Annotated in this window: 25 protein-coding genes; 16 read left to right on the top strand and 9 right to left on the bottom strand. The window is 30.9% G+C overall.

Going from position 1 to position 20,559, the window contains the following annotated elements; all coding sequences use genetic code 11:
* Window positions 1-291 precede the first annotated feature (291 nt).
* The 5 genes from ACWJKS_RS05865 (at window position 292) to ACWJKS_RS05885 (ending at window position 3,181) form a co-directional block, all read left to right on the top strand.
* A complete protein-coding gene (locus tag ACWJKS_RS05865; protein ID WP_224578840.1) occupies window positions 292-786 on the top strand; it encodes an SDR family NAD(P)-dependent oxidoreductase in 495 nt (164 codons plus the stop codon).
* Window positions 787-843: 57 nt separating this feature from the next.
* On the top strand, window positions 844-1,056 hold the full coding sequence (locus tag ACWJKS_RS05870; protein ID WP_224578842.1) for a hypothetical protein: 213 nt from the start codon (window positions 844-846) through the stop codon (window positions 1,054-1,056).
* A 271-nt stretch (window positions 1,057-1,327) separates the two neighbouring features.
* The gene (locus ACWJKS_RS05875; RefSeq protein ID WP_462960691.1) at window positions 1,328-2,329 is read left to right on the top strand and encodes a transposase; all 1,002 of its coding nucleotides are present in this window, start codon (window positions 1,328-1,330) and stop codon (window positions 2,327-2,329) included.
* A gap of 23 nt (window positions 2,330-2,352) precedes the next feature.
* Window positions 2,353-2,649 carry a site-specific DNA-methyltransferase gene (locus ACWJKS_RS05880; RefSeq protein ID WP_165414629.1) on the top strand — a complete coding sequence of 99 codons (297 nt, stop codon included), beginning with the start codon at window positions 2,353-2,355 and terminating at the stop codon, window positions 2,647-2,649.
* Between the two features lie 340 nt (window positions 2,650-2,989).
* Window positions 2,990-3,181 carry a hypothetical protein gene (locus tag ACWJKS_RS05885; protein WP_462960692.1) on the top strand — a complete coding sequence of 64 codons (192 nt, stop codon included), beginning with the start codon at window positions 2,990-2,992 and terminating at the stop codon, window positions 3,179-3,181.
* A gap of 335 nt (window positions 3,182-3,516) precedes the next feature.
* On the opposite strand, the gene ACWJKS_RS05890 is transcribed toward ACWJKS_RS05885, so the two are convergent.
* The 3 genes from ACWJKS_RS05890 to ACWJKS_RS05900 are packed head-to-tail and all read right to left on the bottom strand — an operon-like array spanning window position 3,517 to window position 4,462.
* Entirely contained in the window at window positions 3,517-3,696 is a 180-nt protein-coding gene (locus tag ACWJKS_RS05890; protein WP_462960693.1) for a hypothetical protein, read from the bottom strand.
* 8 nt (window positions 3,697-3,704) lie between these two features.
* The gene (locus ACWJKS_RS05895; RefSeq protein WP_462960694.1) at window positions 3,705-4,160 is read right to left on the bottom strand and encodes a hypothetical protein; all 456 of its coding nucleotides are present in this window, start codon (window positions 4,158-4,160) and stop codon (window positions 3,705-3,707) included.
* Window positions 4,157-4,462, bottom strand: coding sequence for a PadR family transcriptional regulator (locus tag ACWJKS_RS05900; protein WP_165414625.1), 306 nt, complete (start codon window positions 4,460-4,462; stop codon window positions 4,157-4,159). The genes ACWJKS_RS05895 and ACWJKS_RS05900 overlap by 4 nt, the downstream gene beginning before the upstream one ends.
* 270 nt (window positions 4,463-4,732) lie before the next feature.
* Between ACWJKS_RS05900 and ACWJKS_RS05905 the strand changes: the two genes are divergently transcribed.
* Together ACWJKS_RS05905 and ACWJKS_RS05910 are read left to right on the top strand one after the other, a co-directional pair.
* Entirely contained in the window at window positions 4,733-5,794 is a 1,062-nt protein-coding gene (locus ACWJKS_RS05905) for an ArsR/SmtB family transcription factor (protein ID WP_462956292.1), read from the top strand.
* A gap of 21 nt (window positions 5,795-5,815) precedes the next feature.
* Window positions 5,816-7,513, top strand: coding sequence for an ABC transporter ATP-binding protein (locus ACWJKS_RS05910; RefSeq protein ID WP_462960695.1), 1,698 nt, complete (start codon window positions 5,816-5,818; stop codon window positions 7,511-7,513).
* 304 nt (window positions 7,514-7,817) lie between these two features.
* On the opposite strand, the gene ACWJKS_RS05915 is transcribed toward ACWJKS_RS05910, so the two are convergent.
* Complete coding sequence (locus ACWJKS_RS05915) at window positions 7,818-8,369, bottom strand: DEAD/DEAH box helicase family protein (protein WP_462960696.1); 552 nt, start codon at window positions 8,367-8,369, stop codon at window positions 7,818-7,820.
* Window positions 8,370-8,989: 620 nt separating this feature from the next.
* On the opposite strand from ACWJKS_RS05915, the gene ACWJKS_RS05920 reads away from it, so the two are divergent.
* From ACWJKS_RS05920 to ACWJKS_RS05945, 6 genes are all read left to right on the top strand, one after another.
* Window positions 8,990-9,745 carry a hypothetical protein gene (locus tag ACWJKS_RS05920; protein ID WP_462960697.1) on the top strand — a complete coding sequence of 252 codons (756 nt, stop codon included), beginning with the start codon at window positions 8,990-8,992 and terminating at the stop codon, window positions 9,743-9,745.
* 238 nt (window positions 9,746-9,983) lie between these two features.
* A complete protein-coding gene (locus tag ACWJKS_RS05925; protein ID WP_462960698.1) occupies window positions 9,984-10,505 on the top strand; it encodes a DUF3189 family protein in 522 nt (173 codons plus the stop codon).
* Window positions 10,506-11,242: 737 nt separating this feature from the next.
* A complete protein-coding gene (locus ACWJKS_RS05930; RefSeq protein ID WP_462960699.1) occupies window positions 11,243-11,725 on the top strand; it encodes a MarR family winged helix-turn-helix transcriptional regulator in 483 nt (160 codons plus the stop codon).
* A 24-nt stretch (window positions 11,726-11,749) separates the two neighbouring features.
* Window positions 11,750-12,619, top strand: a complete 870-nt coding sequence (locus tag ACWJKS_RS05935; protein WP_462960700.1) for an SDR family oxidoreductase — start codon at window positions 11,750-11,752, stop codon at window positions 12,617-12,619.
* Window positions 12,620-12,777: 158 nt separating this feature from the next.
* On the top strand, window positions 12,778-13,143 hold the full coding sequence (locus ACWJKS_RS05940) for a VOC family protein (RefSeq protein WP_165414617.1): 366 nt from the start codon (window positions 12,778-12,780) through the stop codon (window positions 13,141-13,143).
* A 175-nt stretch (window positions 13,144-13,318) separates the two neighbouring features.
* Window positions 13,319-13,762 (top strand): flavodoxin family protein, encoded by a 444-nt coding sequence (locus ACWJKS_RS05945; RefSeq protein ID WP_462960701.1) that lies wholly within the window; start codon window positions 13,319-13,321, stop codon window positions 13,760-13,762.
* A 319-nt stretch (window positions 13,763-14,081) separates the two neighbouring features.
* On the opposite strand, the gene ACWJKS_RS05950 is transcribed toward ACWJKS_RS05945, so the two are convergent.
* Complete coding sequence (locus ACWJKS_RS05950) at window positions 14,082-14,375, bottom strand: type I restriction-modification system subunit M N-terminal domain-containing protein (RefSeq protein ID WP_462961054.1); 294 nt, start codon at window positions 14,373-14,375, stop codon at window positions 14,082-14,084.
* Between the two features lie 172 nt (window positions 14,376-14,547).
* Here ACWJKS_RS05950 and ACWJKS_RS05955 point away from each other — a divergent pair, with 172 nt between their 5' ends.
* The 3 genes from ACWJKS_RS05955 (at window position 14,548) to ACWJKS_RS05965 (ending at window position 17,664) form a co-directional block, all read left to right on the top strand.
* Window positions 14,548-15,465, top strand: a complete 918-nt coding sequence (locus ACWJKS_RS05955; protein ID WP_462960702.1) for an ABC transporter ATP-binding protein — start codon at window positions 14,548-14,550, stop codon at window positions 15,463-15,465.
* 16 nt (window positions 15,466-15,481) lie between these two features.
* Window positions 15,482-16,276, top strand: coding sequence for an ABC transporter permease subunit (locus tag ACWJKS_RS05960; protein ID WP_462960703.1), 795 nt, complete (start codon window positions 15,482-15,484; stop codon window positions 16,274-16,276).
* A 419-nt stretch (window positions 16,277-16,695) separates the two neighbouring features.
* A complete protein-coding gene (locus ACWJKS_RS05965; protein WP_462960704.1) occupies window positions 16,696-17,664 on the top strand; it encodes a DUF2087 domain-containing protein in 969 nt (322 codons plus the stop codon).
* Between the two features lie 345 nt (window positions 17,665-18,009).
* Here ACWJKS_RS05965 and ACWJKS_RS05970 read toward each other — a convergent pair whose 3' ends face one another.
* From ACWJKS_RS05970 to ACWJKS_RS05985, 4 genes are read right to left on the bottom strand one after another with little or no spacing between them, the layout of a single operon-like run.
* Window positions 18,010-18,519 (bottom strand): hypothetical protein, encoded by a 510-nt coding sequence (locus ACWJKS_RS05970; RefSeq protein WP_462960705.1) that lies wholly within the window; start codon window positions 18,517-18,519, stop codon window positions 18,010-18,012.
* A complete protein-coding gene (locus tag ACWJKS_RS05975; RefSeq protein WP_462960706.1) occupies window positions 18,503-18,820 on the bottom strand; it encodes a hypothetical protein in 318 nt (105 codons plus the stop codon). The genes ACWJKS_RS05970 and ACWJKS_RS05975 overlap by 17 nt, the downstream gene beginning before the upstream one ends.
* Window positions 18,796-19,341: an RNA polymerase sigma factor gene (locus ACWJKS_RS05980; RefSeq protein WP_462960707.1), complete on the bottom strand. Its 546-nt coding sequence runs from the start codon at window positions 19,339-19,341 to the stop codon at window positions 18,796-18,798. Before ACWJKS_RS05980 ends, ACWJKS_RS05975 begins: the two co-directional genes overlap by 25 nt.
* 5 nt (window positions 19,342-19,346) lie before the next feature.
* On the bottom strand, window positions 19,347-20,321 hold the full coding sequence (locus ACWJKS_RS05985; RefSeq protein ID WP_462960708.1) for a hypothetical protein: 975 nt from the start codon (window positions 20,319-20,321) through the stop codon (window positions 19,347-19,349).
* Window positions 20,322-20,559: the final 238 nt, after the last annotated feature.

Below are 20,559 nucleotides of genomic sequence, written 5' to 3' on the forward strand. Positions count from 1 at the left end.
AAGTAGGGTATCTAAATTATTGACAATCTTATAATAATTATTCAATGGGGGTGATGAATAATTATTATAAAATTTTTATATAACTGTGGGAAAATAAGTAAAATTGCAATGCCATTCCCAAAAATAAAATTTCGTACGTTAAGGAAAGTGAAAGTTACACAACCCCCAATACTCGTTGCATTTTTGTAGAATTACGATGAAATTATTCCAAATAAGATGGTTAAAGTTAATACGTCAATTAGGTAAAATTATATTTATAGCAATAAGATGAATTGCAAGCAGGAGGTATATATGAGAAAAAAGATTTCAATTGTAACCGGAGCAACAGGTGGACTGGGAAGAGAATTCATAAAACTACTGCTTAAAGAAGATGTTGATGAAATTTGGGCGATTGCAAGAAATATGGAAAACTTAAATAAGCTGAAGGAAGATTTCGGCGGAAAAATTGTTCCCATTTCCTGTGATTTGTCGCGAGATAAGTCGTTGGAGCTGATAGAAGGAATGCTTCACGAATGCAACCCGCTTGTCCGTTATCTTATCAATAATGCAGGTAGCGGAAGAATGGGGGCATATAATGAGTTTTCCAAAGCGGAGATTGAATCGCATATAATGACTCACTGTACCGCAACGGTTGTTTTGTGCAACTTATGCATACCGTATATGGAGAAAGGCAGCCATATAATAAATATGGCATCACAATCTGCCTTTCAGCCGGTGCCGTATATTAATATTTATGCGGCTAGTAAAGTGTTTGTAAAAAACTATTCACGAGCGCTAAATGTTTAGCTGAAAAGCACAGGCATTGTTTCTACTGTCGCTTGTCCCGGCTGGGTCAAGACCGATTTGCTTGAGAGTGCGCGTAACGGTAAACAGATTCATTTTCCTGGAATGGCATTGCCAGAGGCGGTTGCTGTAAAAACGTTCAAAGATGCAAAAAAGGCTAAGGATATGTCCGTTTACGGCGGATATGTAAAATACATGCATCTGCTGGCGAAGATATTCCCACATAAGCTTGTTATGAAAACATGGATGAAGCAAATAAAGGATTATATTTGAGGTGGTAGTAAGTTGATAAACAGAATAGCTACAGAACGTGCTGATTTGTTTGACCCGAATATATACATAACCATGCTGTTCGATATCATCGGCAAAGTAGACGAGGAAGCGTTGGTTGCGGCAATAAATAAATAAAAAGGCTATTACTTTAGCACACCCCGAAGCGATTCAAGTAAGCGATAGGTTTCATATTTTAAAAAATCTAACATCCTATTGCAAAGATTATCTGATGAAATATTTAAAACCAAAAGTAATAATTGATGTAGTCAAAATGGAATCAAGCAATGTGGCTACGAAATCACCCATTCAAAATAAAAAAGTAACACTAGAAGAAAAAATAATGAAAGCGATTCAATTATTGCATGATGGTATTGGCAAAAGCCAAATTTGCAAGCAATTAAATATGGACATCAGAGTATTTAATAAATTATTGTCTATGAATGATAATGAGCGTTCATTCTATTTAAAAAGTCCATTACAAATATCACATGAAGGTAAAGTTGCAAAAAAAAATGAAATAATAAATATTGCAAGAGATATGCACAACAATAATCATTCAGTAAGATCAATTGCTATAGAACTTGGAATGTCACGAAAGACAATTACTAAATACTTAGATGATAATGTGTCTGCTATAAATGGGAATTATAATGTTAAAAGAAAAAGTATTTTAGATCCTTTTTTAGAAGAGATTAATAAATTAATAGATAAAGGACATACTTCATCTGACATAGAAAATGTAATTCGTCAAAAAGGTTATAATGGCTCTGACAGTACTATTCGTAATTATAGATCTCGCTTAAAAAAATCAATTCATAAAACTTATAAAAATAGTAAAACTTCGCCTGCTACAACAGATTTGGTTGACCGAGGTCAATTACTAAAATTATTGTATAAACCACTAATTAAAGTAAAACGATTGTCTATTGACTATGTAAATAAAGTAAATGAAAAATATCTATTATATAAAGAGATAATCGATTTAGTAGGTGAATTTAGAAAAATTCTAAAGAACAAAGAAATAACTAAAATTAGTAAGTGGATGGAACAAGCATCTTCTTTAAACAATAAATATATTAATTCATTTATAAATGGAATAACCAGAGACATTTCAGCAGTTAAAAATGCGATTATATATGATTATAATAATGGGTTAGCAGAAGGCAGTGTGAATAAATTAAAAGTTATAAAAAGAATTATGTATGGTCGTAATAGCTTTGAAATGTTGTATAAAAAAATATTATGGCTTGAAAAAAGACGTAAAATCAACTAACATTGGAAAGAATCAGTTTTCACTTGACAAATACAGTTGCAAAAGAATTATATCGAATACTTAAACCTAATGGCAAAATTGTCATTCAAGGCAATTATATTGAAAAAGACAGTAAAAGCTTTGAGCTTGCCCAAAGCAAAAGCCTTGAAAGAGGCTTGGTTGAAGAATATTTGGTTAATGATTTAAAAAATGCAGGCTTTGAAAATGTTATATCAACAGTTGTAGCAGAAGCTGTATGGGCAGAAAATCCATATGATTTACTTCCTGTGGCAGGCGACACTCAGCGTTATTGCATAATTCAAGCTCAACGCACAAAATGAGCATAACACGAAGTTGATAAATTCCATCAAGCTAAGAAAATTCTATAAAAATACACTATCACCTCACCAAATGCCTCCTGGAATAACCATGCAAGTTTTTCTCTAAGAATCTTTCCATAGAGCTACCAATATTAGTATCAATATTCAATTGTTTTTTGCTGCAAAATTATCGTAAATTCGTTAGGGATATAATGATTCATCCATAATTTATATGTTGATTCTATCATGTAGCCTACTTTTACACCTAATTATGTAAATCGTTGCACTGGATAGAATTTAATTGTATACTTGTTTATATAATTTACAATTACTTGATTACTTGATTAGAAGAGGGTTAGAAATGAAAAAAAATTATATACTAACGAATAATGTTAAAGCTATTTTGATGTATTTTATAGTAGTAATGGCATGTGGTTTATTAATGGAGATTTACAGTCCATCATTTTCAATTGCAATGCTTATATTCGGTAAGAGTTATATAATAACAATATTTGCATCTATACTTCTTGTTACTGGTGTTTGTTGTATATAATACAGATAACTATATTTATATTGCTTTCACAATCATTCATTTTTTACTTCTTACATATACATTATATTGTCTTAATAAAATTAATAAAAGTAGAAAACATTATACTAAATTAATCTTTATGTTGGGTATTATAATAAATTATATGACATATAAACATTTTCAATATCTTGGATATGATGGTTATTTTTTAGATATAACTTCAAGGGGATCTCTTTATAGCTTATGGACTGTATTTTAAATTTATTTATCTACCGCACTAGATTACTTTACTTGTAAAAAATACGGTAATCCTCAGCAAGATTAAAAACGCAATACTTTTAAAATCTGTCTTAACTTTATAAGTCATCTTCTTCAATAATAATCATAACAGAATATTGAGTTGAAAACATAAGACTGCCCCCATTTGAACTATATTGAATGTCATTAATTTTCACTTTATTATTATTGATAAAATCATTTACTTCTGTTACTAAACAAAATTTATTGGTATTATTAAATATCCTTATTTGTTTCAAATTCGCCATCACCTTTCTATTTTATCAAACTTTAATTTGCCAGTTGGTAAGAACACATCTTCTTTTTGCGTTACTTTTATGACACGCATGATTCCACTTACCACTCCAGCTACATAACCTACAAAAATCCCTAAGCCAACTCCAATTAGAAGAATCATTTTAGGAGATAATTCAAAAAAAGAAGGAGTTTTTTCGCCAACCCAATATCCACTGATCACCCCTAATAAAACTATTGAACCAATTATTAATGAACGCTTAAAAACAGATTTAAGCATGATATCACTTATATTATTACCCATACTTATAATCACCTCCACTAAATTTAAAAGTCGTGCATCCATTGCATTAACAAATACATCAATTATTTCTTTGAAAGAGAGCTTCCTTTTCTCTAAAATATATAAAAACTCATCTTCATAACGTTCTCTCCACTTTTTAGGATATAGATGAATAACCCATTTCATATCATACCTAACCTCTTAAAACCTAAGTTTGTAACATTCTCCATCTCTCTCAATTTTCCTTGTAAATATTCTCTGCCTTCAGGGGTAATTTGATAAGGTTTTCTCCTGTCTTTTGAGGGAACACTCTCAATGAACTTTAGTTTTTCAATACGACTAATAGCACCATATAATGTACCTGGTCCAATTTTAATATTGTATGAAATTTCGATATCTTCCATGATCGCATAACCATGTTTGTTACTCTCTGCTAAACTAATTAAAATAAATAATGTAGGTTCTGAAAATCGTTCAATTGAGCTCATTATTCTTTGTTCATCTCCTATAACTTATTATGTTGCATGGTATATCACGTAACGTAATAGTAAACCACAAAAACCTATTTGTCAATATTAATATGTAGTAACCGTGTGATTACATTAATTTCTGCTCTGTTTAGTAATTAGATGGATATATAAATTACATTCAAATATATATCGAAATTATATTGACATTATATAGAGAATTGTCTAAAATGTATTTAGATGACATTCTAAGTGATGCTTAGATACAAATATGAAGAATGAGGGGATAAAATGAAGATAATTTTTGATAAAAGGCAAGGTGTATTACTTGATTTGTTTGATAGTATATCCTGGGTATTGAATGATTGCCACAGGGAGATGCATTCAAAGTTTGAAGCAGAGGTCAACAAAGATGTAGAAAGAGCCGTAAAAGCACTATCTAAGATAGTTAATAAAAATATTGAGCTTTTAGAGGTATATTTTAAAGAAGGGTCACCATTAAATTATCCAATAGATAAGAACTCAGATATATGGGGCTGCTCTGATAAGGAGGAACTTATAAATTTTATAAGAAAGTTGAATGGTCAGCAAATTAAATATGAAGCAATTAAATCTATGGGAGAATTCAAGGAGGATGCTGCTTCTAAGGAAAAGATTAATGAGATACTGCAAAGTGATATCAAAATATTAGATTTAATAGAATCTTTAAAAGTGGATGATAACATGAAGTGGAAGCTACTAAAACTTATTAATAATAGTGACAAATGGGTAAGAGAATTTATGCAGTTTATTGAGGGATATATCTCTCAATATGAACAGACCATGGAGAAATATGAAAAATCAATACAAGTATTTAATAATTATGTTGAAGAAAATATAAATAACGACGGAATTAAATTTTTAGAGAAAATACTTGGAAACTTCAAGGATGTATTTTTAAAATTTGATGATTATGAGGAAATATACGTTAATACTATTTTTTTTAATTCAATAAGTTGTGCTTTTCATGAATCAGATAAAAAATTATATATGTTCTTGGGGAGGGATTTTGAAGCAACAACAAAACGATTAATTGGAGAAAATGAATTTGAAAAAAATATCAACATATTTAAAAATTTGTGTGATAAAACAAGGTTTAATATACTAAATTATCTTATGGATGGAGAAGTCTATAGTCAGGAAATAGCTAATAAATATGGGATTTCCATGGCCACAGTGTCATATCATATGAATTATTTGGCAAGTGTAAAATTAGTTAAATCTGAAAAAAGAGCGCAAAAGACCTATTATGTTGTTAATAAGGATACTTTAAGAGAGTCTATTGAGTTTTTGAAGAAAACATTTAAATTATAAATAGTTGGGGGGGGGAATAAAATGAAGAGGTATTTTTTCAAATTTAAGGGTCTACTTTCTGTAAATATTTTTATGATTGCACTTACAGCAGTAGCAAATGTGTATCTTGCTTTTATATTAAAATCAATTGTTGATATAGGAACAAAGGGTACGGTGAGTGAATTAAAGACAGCTTTGGTATTTTCTCTATGTTATGTGGTAGCAACATTTGCTATAGGTTATACAAGAAAGTTTTTGGAAGCTTTGTATATTAAGAAAACGTTGGTATCATTAAAAAATGATGTATTTGGTAAAATACTTGGGCAAAATTTAAAAAGCTTTAATGAAGAAAATAGTGCGAAATATATTTCTTTGATTACAAATGATATTAATATTGTTGAGCAGGATTATTTTATAAACATTCTTCAGATTATTTATAACGCTATATCCTTTGGAATTGCTACTTTTGCTATAATAAAAATGAATGTTTATATTACAATTGGTGTTTTTGTTGTTGGGGCAGTTACTATTATAATTCCTATGGCGTTTGGAAAAAAATTAGGAAAAAGCAAAAATATATATTCTGATAACCTAGGTATATTTACAACAAAGGTTAAGGATATGTTTTCAGGATTTGAAGTGATAAAAAGTTTTAATATTGAGGACAAAATTCAAGATGAATATAAAATATCAAATTATAGGGTTGAAAATTCAAAATATAAGTATTTACTGCTTAGTGCTTTTGTTGATGGTTTATCTGAAATAGGTGGATTTTTAATGTTTTTTACAGCAATGGGACTGGGAACTTATTTTGTTATTAAGGGTGAGTTAACAGTGGGTGCAATGATTGCTACAGTTCAATTGATGAATAATATAGTTGGGCCGCTTGTTGCAGTGTCAACAAGATTAAACAAGGTTAAAGCAGTTAAATTAATCGGTGAGAAGCTAGTGAAATTTGTAGGTGAAAATCAAAATCGCGATAGTGGGATTGATAAGTTAAGTTTTGAAAGGGGAATAACCTTTGAAAATGTAAATTTCTGCTACAGTGAAGAACGGAAGGCGCTAGATCGTGTATCTTTGAATATTAAAAAAGGTAGTAAATATGCAATTGTTGGGGGAAGTGGAAGCGGTAAATCTACTATAATCAAATTGTTTTTAAGGTATTATGAGAATTTTGAGGGAGCTATAAAAATTGATGGAGTTGATAATAGAGAGATTAAAGTTAGTGATTTGTATAAGTTGATTACGGTAATACATCAAAATGTATTTATGTTTGATAATAGTATAGGAGAAAATATTACGTTATTTAAGGAATATGGTGAGGGGGATATTAAAAGGGCGGTAAAGCTTTCAGGACTTGAAGAATTAGTAGGTAGACTTTCTGGTGGACTCGATAGTAATGTTGGTGAAAATGGTTGTAATCTATCAGGTGGAGAAAAGCAGAGGGTGGCTATTGCTAGGGCATTGATTAAAAACACTCCAATCCTTGTACTTGACGAAGCAACATCATCACTTGATAATGAGACAGCTTATAATATAGAAAAATCAATTTTAGGTATTAATGAATTGACGTGTATGGTAGTTACACACAAACTTGTTGATGAAGTACTCAGAATGTATGATGGGATAATAGTAGTCAACAATGGAAGGATAGAGGAGATAGGTAGTTTTGATGAATTAACACAGAAAAAAGGATACTTTTTTAGTCTTTATAATGTTACAAAGGAAGATGACAAGTGAAAGTATGTGGAGAAAGCGAATGCCAGTAGGACGAAAGTTCAGGAAAAAAGGTTATTGTCCAACAGCCACAAACGGCAGCAATGCCTTTTTTCTTTTTCATAAGAGTGATGATAAATAGGTATAGTACATAAGATAAATCTTTGTACTATAGCTATTTACCTGCACTTCTCATATATATAGGTAATAAATTACTCCCATTAAAACTGGTAGCATACCAATCCAGTTGGTTTTATTCCACCACTTTTTTTAATTCGTAATATGTCTTCCTGTTGCGATGTATAACTAATATTTGTATTCTAATATATTATAAGTCAAATCGTTCTTTTATCATCTTTGCAACCATTTCTGCTGGAAGAGTGGAATTATCGATTTTTATATAATTTTCAAATGGAATTTCGCCATCATTGCTGACACAACGATAGTTGTTGTCATCATTAATGAGTCTTTGGGTTGACATTTCAACATCTCTTTTTGTTGCTTTGTGCTTCAAACGATTTTCAGTAGCATTCCTTTGTAGTCTGATAGATTGAGGTGCAACAAGTTCCACATAATATATATCTGCACTATGTTTTTTAAAAATGTCACAGACATGTTCTACATAATTCCAATCGGATTGCTGGTCAAATGCCCACATATATGTGAAAATTAATCCGTAACAGTCAGAATTCGCAAATTCCTCAAAAATAACATCCCTCATTCGTGTTATTGCTTTTCCGTAAAAATATCCAAATGTCTCTATTACAGGTTCAATAATTATATGATTATGGAATAACCGAAAATCCGTAATTTTGGCCAGTTCCTGTCCAACTGTCATTTTACCGACAGCAGTATCTCCAATTAAAAATACTAATTTCAAAACAACACCTCTTTTCTCAAATATAAACATTACTTCGCAATATTTTACGGTTGCAACATAAATATATGGTTAATTATCCTATTTTAACTACGAATAATATATAAAATAAAAGATTTTATATATTAGGGATCAAAAAAATAAAATGCCGTGAAATAAAAATTTCACGGCATTTGTTATATATGCACATCTAGCCTATAGACTCAAAGGCCTATTTTAAAGAAGTATAAGAACTTTTTCTTTTATTGAGAAAAAGTGTAATCAAAATAAGAAGGAATATAGATACAATTGTGAAAATTAAAGTTAATAGTCTTAATGTTAAAGCTAATTTCAGAAAGAGGAGAAAGATTGAATCTCCATAGTAGAGATAACGCCGCATCGTTCAATAGCTCGTTTCAGAAATTGAGCAATTTTCGTAGCTATCATCATTTAAGTATATACTTAAGGTGATAGCTTTTATCGCATAATTAACAAAATTGAGGTAAGTATTATCCAGTAATATGGGCAAACTAAAACTGGATGATAAACATGCCATAGGGAAATTACATATGTGGATACAAGAAGCTTTTCAATTTGATAATGAAGCGGTTAATTAAAAGATATTAAACCATGGAGGAGATAAAATGAGTTTTAAGATTATTGCAGACTATCATACTCATACTAATATTGCGAAGGGACATATTCCCTTATTTAATATTATTTTGGGAAAACATGCAAAAGGAAGTATTGAATCAAATGTTAAAGCTGGAATAAAAAGAGGATTAAAAGAAATTGCTATAACAGACCATGGTTATAAACATATTACCTTCGGGATGAAACTAAATCAATATGAAAAATTACGCAAATCAATTGATGATATTAATAAGAGTTCATTATTGAAGGAGAATGACTTTAAGATTCTTCTTGGCGTAGAATGTAATATTGTTACTAAAAAAGGTGATATAGATATTAAAGATGAAGTAATTGATTACCTGGATATAATTTGTGTGGGTTATCATCCTGGAGCAGTGCAAAATCCATTTTTATTGAGGAATTATACAGAAGCTGCGATTAATGCCATTAAAAAATATGAAATTGCAATATTAAATCATCCTTTAGAGCATGTTAATCCAGATATTATCGAAATTGGAAAGGTTGCTGTTGAAAGAAATACTGCTTTGGAAATTAACAGAAGTCATAAGAATATGGATATTGAAACAATAAAAAAGTTAAAGAATATGGGTGTTAAATTTTCATTGGGAAGTGATGCACACAAATCGGAGGATGTAGGGTATTTTGGTAAAGCTTATAATATTGCAGTTGAGGCAGGTCTTACAGATGATGATATTGTTAATGCTGATGGAAGTGCACATAGATCAATGAAATTATTAAGATATTAGTGTGGCTAGATTAAACTTTATTTCCATTCCGACAATTACTCTTAGAGTCTGTAAGAGCTACCTTTTTTTTCGTTGCAATATATTATATTTATTTTATGTATAAAGAATTGTAGAAACATTTAAGGCATTAGAGAAAGTGTGTTCAAAGAATGTTTAATATCAATGGTTAATATCAATGTTTAATGCATATACTACAATTATAAAACAAAGCTAAAAAATAAGAAATAAGGTGATTTAAATGATATACATATATAATTGTTATGGAGGAACCCACTCATCTATTTTAGCAATCGCTTATCACTTAAAAATGCTGGATGAAACCCGAGAACCGACTAAGGATGAAATATTGGAATTACCTAACTTTAATAAGTTAGTATATGGAAATCGTGGAGAACTTTTTTATTATGGAAGTGATGAGGATGGTAACAAAGTCTATGTTGTAGGTAGGGGACGTTCAAAGGTTTTAATTCCTGGATTATATAATTTAGCATCTATGCTTCATAAACAAAATCTATTAAATGAAAAAATTATATTTTCCAATACGTCACCAACTGTTCCATTACCAATGACCTTTGGTGGATTATTTTCTAGATGGCTAAAAATTGATTTTATAGGAGTGCCCTTGCTTGTAAAGGGAGCAAAACAATCATACCAGGACGTTATAAAACTTGTAAATCACACAAAGAAGGCAGCAAAGGCAGCAAAGGAAGATAAGTCAGGGGTTATTATTTTAGATAATAAGGAATTTAAGAAAAAATGATTTTTAACTATTATACGGGTTACATCAACTAAAAGCTGATGTAACTTTTTATTTCAAAATGGGAAAGTAATTGATACTGTTATGCCTAAATATCACACTATTTAATTTTCAAGGAACATTTTTTATTAACACTTTCTAATTGGGAATCAGTAAGCTAAGTGATGTAGCCATAGAGCAGATATACACTTTAAAAAACAACTTCCCTAGAATTAATGCTACGCTTACATATTATAAACTCATCGAAGATGGCTTTATTAAAGAAAAGGATATATCAATTTCAACAGTTCAGCGGTTTATAAAAAACAAGGACCTTAAATCTGCTTGATGTACCAATATGAAAGATAGAAAAGCTTTTGAAGAAGAGTTTGCAACTGGTATGGTGCCATACCCCTATTAGGTTGTATAATTTCTGTATTTAAGAATCTCTATTACATCTATATATTACTGTCTGATAATCCTTATTTTCAAAGTATTTTTTACTGCATTTCATAAGCATTATAACTTTGGTGAGAGTTTAACTCTCCTTCCAAAGTAGTTTCAAAAAGCTCTGAAGGAGATTATTTAACAGGAGCATCAAAAACTGCACCCCGAGAATAGAAGGAAAGTAAATTTTATTAAGAAGCTGAAATATATTTTTTTTTATAATAAAATATATCTTTACAAATGAAGTAAGGCGGCTTACTATATAAATATGAGGGGGTTTTATTATTAAAGGATATAAATTTAGCCTTAGGGATATGCCAAAACAGGAGATTTTAAAAGAATATTCTAGCCATTATTCAAGTCTAAATGTAGAAGCAGTTGAAACTTGTATAGCACTTCTCAGAACGGCTTCTGATATTTTAGAAATATTTGAGGAGCATTTTTCTAAGTATGGTATTTCGGAAGGGAAATTTACTATTTTAATGCTTTTGTATAGGCAGAGTGATTATCAATTATCTCCAATATCGCTTAGCACAAAGGCTGAGGTTACTAAGGGAACTATGACAGGATTATTAGCAGGCCTTGAAAATCAAGGATTCATAGAGAAAATCCCCAACCCTTGTGATCAGAGAGGTTATTTGGTTCACCTTAGTTCAAAAGGATTACAAATACTGGAGGAGATTCTGCCAGTGCACTACACCTTAATTACTAACCTAATGTCTGGACTTGAGGATGGTCATTTGAAGGAATTAACCTCTTTACTAAATTTACTATCAAAGAATTTATTAAAATATTAAAATATTGAAAGGTGAGATATATTTATGATACTTATTACTGGAGCAAATGGGCAAACTGGCCGTGCAATCATTAAGGCTTTATTATCTAAAGGAGAGCGGATTAGGGCTTTCGTTTTTAGGACCGAACAAGTTGAGAAAATTAAATCCTTAGGCGAGATGGAAGTAGTTGTAGGAAATATGATGGATCAAAAGGCGGTTGATAAAGCATTAAGCGGAATCAGTACGGTTTATCACATATGTTCTGCTGTAAACCCCGATGAAGTCGCGATAGGACAAATGATAATAAACGCTGCTCGCAAGGCTAAAGTGGAGCATTTCGTATACCATTCAGTGTTGCATTCTGTACTTCAAGATATGCCACATCATCAGAAGAAACTCATGGTTGAGGAGCTTTTAGTGAATTCGGGGATCCCATATACTATTATTCAGCCAGCAGTGTTTATGCAGAATATCCTCGAGTCTTGGAAGTCACTTACTGAAAAAAGTATATTTCAACAAAAATTTTTTACTTCATCAGAAACTCGCATGTGTTTGCTTGACTTAGAAGACTTAGCTGAGGCTGTTTCTATAATTCTCACAAGTCCAGCTTATAAGGGGGCTACATATGAACTTTGTGGACCTGAAAATTTATCTTTGTCTGATATGATAGCAGCTATGGAACAACATTTTGGTCGTGAAATAATAGTTGAAACGCCTCAGGACGAAATGTTTGCAGCACAATTAAAAAAGGTTGGATTAGGGGACTATAAAGTAAATACACTATTAAAGATGTTTAAGCATTATAATGAACATGGATTTGTCGGTAATCCAAATGTTTTAACTTGGATATTAGGTCGAAAGCCAAATAATTTTTCATCCTTTATTCTTAGAATAATACAAAGTAAAAGATCATAGTTGCCAATTATAACTAAATAAATATTGAAATAAGCGTAAAATTATATAGTTTTATGTAACAAATCCCTACAATTTTAACCTTGTATAATACTTGTGAGAATTATTTTAAAGGGTTAGCGATTTATTTTTACACTATAATAATTTTGTGAGGTGGTTTTATTAGATTTTGTTGGAGTACCCTAAACGTAAAGGACTTAGAAGAATCAATCAGGTTTTATACAGACATCATAGGGCTTGAGGTGGTTAGCAAATTTAACGCAGGGCCTGGAGTGGAGATTGCATTTTTAGGCAAAGGAGAAACAAAAATTGAGCTCATTTGCGACGATGAGAGAAGGGATACAGTTGTCGGCAACGATATTTCCTGGGGATTTGAAGTCGAGTCTCTTGATAAGATGCTTGTTTTGGTTAAAGAAAAAGGTATCAATGTTGACAGCGGGCCGACCCAGCCTAACCCGCATGTTAGATATTTCTTTATAAAGGATCCAAATGGTATGAGAATACAGTTGGTGGAGAATATTGCGTAAAATAGAGCTTTGTCAGGGGAGTTTTTTGTGGTCAAATTATGTATTGATTATAGCAACCCCTGTGGTAGTGCCAAATTGGCGATGCCATGATCAGTTAATTAGAAGACATTGCATAAGGCCGAGTTTATCGCTTCTCTGAAACAAGAGATTCAGAGTTTATAAAATGGAGGTTAATATGGCAACTATGAATATCAAAGTAATTTATCACTCGTCAACAGGCAATACGGAAAAACTCGCACGCGCAATAGCTGATACGCTAAGTATCCAAGCTGAACTGTTAGGAAAAGACCCTATTTCTTTTTCTGAGCCTGTCGATTTACTTTTCATTGGAGATGGGTTATATTTTGGAAAAGCAAATAAATGGACACTCTCCTTAATTGACCGATTAGATCCGAAAATGATAAAAAACGCAGCTATCTTTGCCACATATGGAGGGCAAGCTAAAATCGGCACTGACATAAAAGAGCTCGTACAGAATAAAGGAATAAGGGTTGTTGATGAGCCTTTTACTTGTAAAGGGCAGTCATGGGTATTCATAAATCGGAATCACCCAAACGAAACCGATTTAAGCAAGGTCCGCAAATATGCTAAAAATGCAGTTACAAAGGTGGGTAGATAAAACAAAGTCTCGTATAGGCAAGGTGAATGGTTGATAGCCAACACACTTTGCCTTTTTGACACTCTGAGAACTTCGGAGAATATATCCGCAAAGCCCTGGTGTGATAACTACTTAATTAAACCGAGAAGATACGCTAAATCGCTAAATATATACTTGACATGAAGTTGACTTCATGGGTTATAGTTAAGTTAATAATATACTGCTAGATGTATAGGTTGTATATTTTATTATGTTGAAGCTTTATATTCTAAAACAAAGTTTATATTAAAGGGGTAATTAGATATGATGATTAAAGAAGTTTCAGAGAAAACGGATATATCTATTGATAATTTGCATTTACAGAAGTAACATGTGTTGCTATTTCACTCCACCGAGCTTCTAACGGTACACAAAATATTCTCTCAGCGATATATTCATCTTTATCTTCCTCAAAGTCTTCATGTTCTTTTACTTGCTCATCATATTTTTCTGAAAAAGAATCTGATACATATTTTAAGAATATCAAACCTAGTACTACATGCTTATATTCAGATGCATCCATACTTCCTCCAAGTTTATCTGCTGCTAACCATAATTTATCTTCAAATCCTACTGTTGTTGTATTTTCTGATATAGTCTATGACCTCCATGTATTTAATCTTATGTTGCCTCAATTATATCATTTATTTCCCAAATACTGTGGTTGTATTTTACCCCTTCGTTTAATAAATGAAAATTTTTTACTTGCAGTAAATTTTTTGAACTTTTTGTCCCAGTCTACGTTTAATAATTGTGAGGTGAAAAAAATGAATGCAATAAATATATCGAATCTTAGAAAATCTTATGATGGAAATACTAATGCTTTAAATAATATAAGTCTCAGTATACCCAAGGGTGAAATATTTGGATTTCTTGGTCCTAACGGCTCGGGAAAAACTACTACTGTTAGAATTCTCAATGGAATTCTTTCATCAACCTCAGGTCATGCTGAAATTTTAGGAAAGCCTGTGAATGAACATAATCTTGAACTCCATAGATTATGTGGAGTTATGACCGAAAGTTCTTTCTGCTATGAAAATCTTACCGCTGAGGAAAATCTAATATTCTTTGGAAGAATGCACGGTATGGAAGAAAAGCTGCTGAAGGAACGCATAGATTTCATTTTAAAAAGGCTGGAATTACTAGATATAAGAAATAAGAAGGTTCAAGCTTTAAGTACAGGGATGAGGAAGAGAGTTTCTCTAGCTATAGCTATTATTCACAATCCTCAAATTTTATTTCTTGATGAGCCTACTTCTGGCTTGGACCCAGAAAATGCACTTAATGTCTCAAAACTTATAAAAGAACTTGCAGAAGAAAATGAAGTTACAATCTTTCTTTGCACTCATCAGTTAAAATACGCTGAAAATATTTGCACATTGTATGGCTTTATAAATAATGGTAATATTCTTGGATTCGGTACTTTTGATGAACTTGCGTCAAAGAAAAATGCAAGTCTTCAATTAAAAATCAGGGGAAAAAATATTTCTGAGAAATTTGGACTTATTCATGAAGATCATAATCTATATAGTAAATCTATTTCAGGGGACGCCGAAGTGAATGCTATTATACATAATATAATAGCAAACGGTGGAGAAATTTATGAGGTTGTACAACAGAAATGGTCCCTGGAGCAGCTGTATTTTATGTATATAAAAGGCACAGCCGACGGTGTATTATTGTAATAATGGGGGGATTAATATGAATAGAAGTGAAAAAGTATTAATTAAAAAAGATTTAAATGAGATAACAAGTTCAAAGCGGGTAATTGTGCCAATGGCTATTGTACCAATTGTTCTGACCGTACTTATACCTTTGGCATTAATTATCGGTGTCAATTATATCGGGAATGCTTCAGATGTTTTAAGAGGGTTCGGATCTCTTCTAAAAAAGCTGCCTTCTGAATATAAGGCATATAGCCCTGCACAACTTGTAATAAAAATTGTTATAAATTATTTATTTCCATCATACTTTCTTATAATTCCTATAATGTGTTCAGGAATTATTGGCGCCAGTAGTTTAGTAGGCGAAAAAGAACATAAGACAATGGAGACACTACTTTATACACCAATATCCATGGAACAACTGCTAAGGGCAAAGATTTTAGGCGTTTTTATACCATCCTATATTATAACTCTGCTTTCATTTATAGCTTTTGGCATAATAATCAATATAGGTGGCTTCATATATTTTGGAGGACTTATTTTTCCAGATATAAAATGGCTCATTATAATACTTTGGATTTCACCTGCTATTAATTTGTTATCCTTAACCTTCACTGTGATGGTATCAGCAAAATCAAAAACCTTTCAGGAAGCACAGCAGGTAAGCGGCATCCTTGTTCTTCCTGTAATTCTTCTATTGGTAGGTCAAATGACAGGTGTAATTATGCTCAATAACCTTATTATGTTTACAGCGGGTGCTGTTCTCCTGATAATTGATTATATATTAATAAAGAGAATTTCCTCTAAATTTATTCCTGAGAAGCTGATTTAAATATAGGGTATTGTTCTATTTACATTCCCACTATCACTTGCATTTGTTATCCATTTAATCTAACGACTTAAGTGCATATTGGAAAGATTAGAATTAGATAGGATAAATCGTATTACAAATGACACAGGCTTTCTGTGAAAGCATTGATATAGCTTAATTTAAATAATGAAATTATCATCTAAATAAATTGCAGATATAGAGTGTATTTCAATAATCATAAATGAGATAGCCATTAAAATAATAAAGACGTAGAAATTCACTTTAGATGAAATATATACAGATATTTGAGAAGTAATAAAGAAGGAGAATCCTCTGATGATGTGGGTTCTCCTTTTATTTTATTTGTTACAAATTTATAGTTGACAAAAATAAAGAAAAAATGTTATGCTGTCTATGAAATTAATAGACAGGAGAAAGATATGAATGAGTTTATTCGCAGTGCAACTATTGAAGATTTTAAAAGAAGTTATGTATGGGATGGTAAAAAAGCAGAATTTATTTGTTTAATATGTGGAAAATATATTGGCGAAAATGATGAAAGTGTAAATATTCATACTGCAAATCATGGAACTCCTATTGAAATGCTGCTGATGCTGGACAAGAAATATACAGGATTGACTGAAATTCAAAAAGAGTTTTTAGATATGGTATGTAATAAATATAGTGACAAAGAAATAGCAATGAAGCTTGCATGTGCAGAATCCACAGTAAGAAATATGAGATTTGCATTGAGAGAGAGGGCAAGACAAGCACGGGCATTTTTGGCGGTTATGGAATTAGCTGAGGAAAAGATGCCAAAAATAAAAAATCCGAAGCTTCGTGTGTTCCCTGTTAAAGAAGAGAAGCGGAAAGCATTATTACCAAGGTTTGCTGATTTGTTTGAACCTGATAGAGAATATACGGAAGCTGAAGTAAAGAAAATCATTAAAACTATTTATGAAGATGATGCAATAATACGACGGTACCTGGTAGACCATCGATACTTGAGCAGAACCAATGATGGCAGCAAATATTATAAGAATTGTGAGGAAAATATCATGAGAAATATAAATAAAAAAGAAATTATAAACAACTATAAGCAGCAAGAAATACAGATGGGTATAATTCAAATATATAATACGGTTAATGGATATTCTAATGTGAATATATGTACAAATTTATATAAGCCCTTTGAATCAATTAAGTTTCAATTAAATTTAGGTAGGATTAAAATTAAAAGATTACAAGAGGATTGGGCTGCTTACGGAGAGAATGCCTTTGAGTTCAAAGTTGTAGAAAAACTTAAACCTAATGAGGTATCTACAGATAAAGAAAAGGTTGATGATTTAAAAGATCTTTTAAATATGTGGATTGAAAGTCAAGGAGAGAGCCTAAAGTTATATAAATAAATATTAGGGGCAGAAACTGTAAATGTATTTTTAGCAGAAAAAGATATTAAACACTGTAGAGGTCGCCATTTATGCTGGTTCAAAAGTCCAGGACAATGTGTAATTAAATAAATTGAAAATTAAGGACATTCAATATAGTACAACTGGTGGTATGTTTTCAACTCAATATTCTGTTATGATTGTTATTGAAGGAGATGAAATACTCTGTTAAGACAGAGTTTTCTTAAATTGCGTCATAAACGAATGTACGATTTAATATAAAATCGTACATTCATAAAAATATAACTTTTTATTGTATAGGAAATAGCTTGGGATGACATGTAGGAATATTATAAAGGAATTATACTATTTCTTTTGATGTGGCTTCACTAGAAGATATACCCCAATAAATATAAAAAGTACTGGTACAAAGTATATTCCTATGCTCTGTTTTATAAAATCATATATTGCATTACTTCCAAATAATTTATTAATAATTGAAAGAACACCTATTATCACCAATGTACAGCCGACTATTAGCCCACTTTTGTCTTTCATGTTTTCTATAGTATCATTATTTAGATTTTCTTTCTTATTGAAATTATGATAATTACTAAATATAAAGTCAGAGTCACATACATTTTCGCCTCTATCAAGCTTATGAGCGATATTGAATGTGTCAAAGAGCAAATAGAACCAAAGTGGAATTTGAATTACGCTTGTTAATCTTCCTAACCCAATAAATCTAAATAAAGGTTCTACCATGAAAAATATAACCATTGCTTGTATTCCTTTTTTCATAAGTCCTAAGTACATATATCCAAGCCCAGGAACTAAGGCCGACATAAAGGTTAAAAAATCATTTCTTTTTTGCATTATATCCATCTCCAATCAAATATTTTAAATCATTCATGTTTTCATTATATTTATATTGCACAACCATAATTTCTGTTTTTAATCTGCATTGTGTTTTAATTATTTTATATTGTAAGTTAGTACTAATTATCAGCATCATAGTCAGCCCTGCAACAATTAGTGACATAGCAGGAATATCTATTGAACTTTTTTTAGTCTTTTCAATTCTGTTTATTAGCTTCTCATTATAATTGCTACTTAGCTCATGTTCTTCAAAGGAATTTAGTATAAGCCTATCTAAATCATCCCACTTTTCGTGCATATTTCGATATCCCCCCTTTGAATTTCTATCCTCAGTTTTTGTTTTGCCCTATAAACTCTTCCCTCTACAGTTTTTTGAGATACGTTTAAAACTCTAGATATTTCCTTTTCTTTTAACCCTACATAATAGTATAATACTACAGCTTCTTTTAAATCTCGTGGAAGGCTACATATGCATTTCCTGACATGATTTTTCTCATCTATGTCACATACCGTCGGTTGGATATTATTAGTAAAAAGTCCGGTTAAAAATCCCTTTAGATTTCTCTTTCTCTTATAATCTAAAGCTTTTGATATTGATATTTTATAAATATATGTGGATAACGAACATTCCTCTCTAAATTTTACTATATTATTATACAAGGCAATAAATACTTCTTGTGACAAATCTTCAGCTTCAAAGTAATCTTGAGTATATGCATAGCATAAAGATATAACCTTTCTTTTGTACTCATTTACTATTTCAATAAAGCTCTCATTGTCCTTATTTCTAAGTCTCTCTATTATTTGATGTTCTTCCAAAAAAATCACTCCTGACTATTAACACTCACTACCCCATTAGCAATATCAACTTTTAATTTCCCTTCCCCATTCCCAATTTTTGTTGATATTCCTTTATTTACTCTTTTCTCTCCATTTACTATACATGCTCCACTATTTATATTTGCGTCTACATTTAAGTTCTTATTCTCTGTGTATACAGTAATCTTACCATTACTTGCATTCATATTTATATCTTTACAAAGTTTATTTCTAAAATATATATTAGCATTAGAAACATTTATATTGCTTTTTTCAATATCTCCTTCTAAGGAAATATTTGCATTACTTGCATCGATATCTATATTAGATTTTATATTTGAATCAATAGTTTTTATTTGACAATTAGCAGCATCGATTTTTAAATTGTATCCATAAGGTACATATATATATGCCTTAACTTGTTTAATATAACTTTCTTTAATATTAACCTCATACCCCTCCATAGTTTTTTGCTCAGCTATTTTATAATCATTAACAGAACTATTTTCTTTCACATAGATATCTGCTTGGATTTTTATATTTTGGTCTTGTGATCTGCAAATCTTAATATCCGCATTTGGAGCTTTAAATACAAGTCTATTTCCATTAATAGATAAGGTTTTAGATGCACTTATTTTTTTTGTGTTATTTAAAGAGCCTATTTTAAAGTTTCCGTCGTTAAATTCAATGCCAGACCCAACTTTATCTATTATGCTTCCAAATTTTCCGGATAAATTAAGGAATACATTTATTCCTAAATACAAAAAAATAATTAAAATCGTCAAGTAATTAAATTGATTTCTACAGCTCTCATGCTTTCTATTAGACTGTATTAATATCTCTACTCCCAGTAGAATGAAAATTCCAGGCCACCATATAAAAATTTGCTTACCAAGTTCTGGATTATTCATATATATAATCATCCAGATACCAAGAAAAATTAGCCCTATTGAAGAAGTAATCGTACCTATTTTTCTCATAAAAATCCCCCTTTAATTTAGTTCTCATAGGTTTAGACGTATATACTATGAAAAAACCCACGGACTTTTTTAAATTTTGTGGAATTTTTTATTATACTATTAAAATATAGGTACCTGACCCTTGGGAATAGTTACTAATAGAATGCCATAATAGGTACAACTTCTTATCCATCACTAATTCCAATATTGGGGTTAGAGGCAAATTGGCTATAATATCAAATATTAGCTATAAATAAAA

It is taken from the genome of Clostridium sp. CM038, from assembly GCF_055081105.1.